Origin of the sequence: Bartonella sp. ML70XJBT (assembly GCF_028618425.1) — a bacterium.
In the GTDB taxonomy this organism is placed as follows: Bacteria; Pseudomonadota; Alphaproteobacteria; order Rhizobiales; family Rhizobiaceae; genus Bartonella.
Genome location: NZ_JAQISX010000063.1, coordinates 1 through 2,894 on the forward strand (window position 1 = coordinate 1; position 2,894 = coordinate 2,894).

The following is a 2,894-nucleotide window of genomic DNA, read 5'->3' on the forward strand; positions in this document are numbered from 1 at the left end:
GCAAATGGTTTGGATAACATTTCATCTCCTCATGTCTTTATCCCATAAATTATACTCACATTAACGGGGCGTGTTTCAACGCCCCCAACCCTCTCTGTCATAAGGTGATGCTCATGATGCCCCCTGTCATAAAGCCCTTCTTTTATAGGTACAGAATGGTATAAAAAACTCCCCAAGGGGTCTCGGATAAACCAAGGCAAGCGGGGCGGCTTATCCTTTTTAGTAAACCAAAAGGGAACCTCTTCTTTCATGAAGCTCTCTATTATTTTCTCACATTCAACAGCGCTAACCTGCAAGCCAGTACAGTCTCTCCTTCGCCTTGTCAAAGAAGCTTCAGAAGAAGAAACATCCCGTTTCTTTCGTGAAGAACGCTCAACCGAAGATGCTGGACCTATTAAATGTTCATGCGCTTTCAAAGAACAGCCTTGCAAACTTGCAAATGAACGCCAAGAATCTAGACCACGTTCATAATCCAGTCCTCGTAAAAACATCCCCCGAAAATCGGGAACATTAAACGTCATAACACCATCCCCCTCACCCCACGTCGTTCCTATCGCCTCAAATAAATCCCAATAAACAAAACGAGAATAAGCCTGCCCATCGCAGGGTAACCAACCTTCCGGCAAGCGTTCCATCGCAAAAGGACCTATCAAACCAGACGGTAAACGTTTTAAAGAAGAAGCTTTCTCCCTTGTTGGATTGAGAATTTGCCAACCGCTTATCTCTTCATCATACACAAGCCTATAAAGACAACCCTCTTGGATCTCGCCTCCCGATAAGGCTAATAAACCGCTGTCCGTTGCCTTATAGACGGACTTGGCTGCCAAATTATTCAAAGCAATCGTTGTCGACCCAACATTCTTGCCCTTCGCTTTAAAACAAATCGATAGCCCATTCTTATACTCTAAAAACTGAGATTGGCTTTGAAGATATATCGCACTGGTCTTTTGTTGATCATTAACCCTAACAATCCCTTCAATCACACCCCCTGTATCGGATAAATACTCACTAACCCTTTGCATCATAAAACGCGCACTGTTATTGACTGTGTTAGGCAGCTGCCCTTCTGACCAATTAATTAAACTATCAGCACTACCATTTTCAGATGCCGTTAAGGACCAATCATATATCGTCGACATCTAAAACCTCACGTCTTAATCCCAAACACAACACTCATATTAATCGGGCGTGTCTCACTGACACCTGAACTGACCAACTCAATATCACGCATACGAAGATGAGAATGGGGAAAGGCTAGCTTATGATGCACACGGATATTCTCTTCTCTCACACCCAAACGTTCAGCGAGCTTTTCCCTTTGCTGCTCATTCAGCTCATAACCCCATATGAACGTTATATCTCCACGCCAATGCTCTCCCTCATTCTCATCATTCGAAACTATAAAGGATTGACCTCTATGGTCATGCTTTCTCATACTATCCTTCTGAAAAGCCGCAAAAGATCGCCAGCGGTCTATCTCACGGTCATCATCAACACCACGCAAAAACACTCCTCGCAAATCGGGAACATTAAACTTCGTCCAACTATCACTGCCTCCCCACCTCGTCCCTATCGCATCATAAAGAGCTGGATAATCACTGCGCAAATAAGCCTGACCATCACACACTAACCAACCAAACGGCAAAACTTGCATCCCAAAAATCCCTATCGTACCAGTAGGATAAACCGAAATATTCGGATCTTGTAATAAAGGCAAAGGGGTAGGATTTAAAACATGCCAACCTTCATCCCTATAAACCAAGCTATAAATACACCCCTTTTGAAACTCACCGCCTGTCAAAGCACGCATGCTTAACTCTGTTGCCTTATAAACCGGCTTGTCCTCTAAAGCATTCAAAGCAATCGTTGTTGCTCCAACATTCTTGCCTTTCGCTTTAAAACAAACCGATAGCCCATTCTTATACTCTAAAAACTCACAGCGGCTCTGCAACCTGATCAACGTTGTCTGTTGTTCCCCGTCAACCGTAAAGGTGTTTTCAATTATACCGCTCGTATCGGATAAATATTCCTTGATGCGCTGCATCATAAAACGCGCACTGTTGTTCAAACTACTAGGACGTTGCCCTTTGGACCAATCAATCAAATCATCACAATAGGCATTCTCAGAGGCATTTAAAGACCAATCATATATCGTCGACATCTAAAACCTCATGTCTTAATCCCAAACAAAACGCTCACATTAACTGGACGCGTCTCACCCTCATCAGAGCTTGTCAAAACAACCTCTTGCTCCTCTAAAACAATAGGATCACCTACAATGTAACTCCCTAAATTATCACGCTCTATACCCATAAAATTCGCTAAAGAGCCACCTCCAAACAACCCCATACGATACCCCAACACATCCGTCGTATTCCCATCCCAAAAGTCTTCATTGCTGGTAAAATGGGGAAATGAAAGACTTTGCCCCTGATGTTGGTGCGACTCGATTAAATCGGTTTGCACACTTGCAAATCTACGATCGGCATCTATAGACCGTCCACTATCTAAGCCTCGTAAAAACATCCCCCGAAAATCGGGAACATTAAACGTCGTAACACTATTCCCTTCTCCCCAAACCGTCCCTATCGTCGCAAACAAATCGCTATAATCAGTACGCGAATAAGCCTTCCCATCGCAAAGTAACCAACCCTTTGGAATAGAGCGCATCCCAAATGTTCCTATAAATCCCGTTGGATAAAGACTGCTTTCTTCTTCCAAAGGAAGAGAGGTAGGATTCATAAGATGCCAATGATCTCCATTATAGACTAATGTATAAATGCATCCCTGCTGGATTTCCCCGCCCAATAAGACACCAACCCCTAAGGCGGTTGCTTTATAAACCGGCTTGTCCTCTAAAGCATTCAAAGCAATCGTTGTTGCTCCAATATTCT

General features: G+C 43.5%; 3 protein-coding genes. All 3 read right to left on the minus strand.

Annotated elements, in window-relative coordinates:
- Positions 1-29: 29 nt before the first annotated feature.
- Positions 30-1,139 carry a phage tail protein gene (locus tag PVV65_RS09430; protein WP_273789984.1) on the minus strand — a complete coding sequence of 370 codons (1,110 nt, stop codon included), beginning with the start codon at positions 1,137-1,139 and terminating at the stop codon, positions 30-32.
- 8 nt (positions 1,140-1,147) lie between these two features.
- On the minus strand, positions 1,148-2,161 hold the full coding sequence (locus tag PVV65_RS09435) for a phage tail protein (RefSeq protein WP_273789985.1): 1,014 nt from the start codon (positions 2,159-2,161) through the stop codon (positions 1,148-1,150).
- A gap of 8 nt (positions 2,162-2,169) precedes the next feature.
- The coding region (locus PVV65_RS09440; protein WP_273789986.1) for a phage tail protein at positions 2,170-2,894 on the minus strand (725 nt) is incomplete at its 5' end.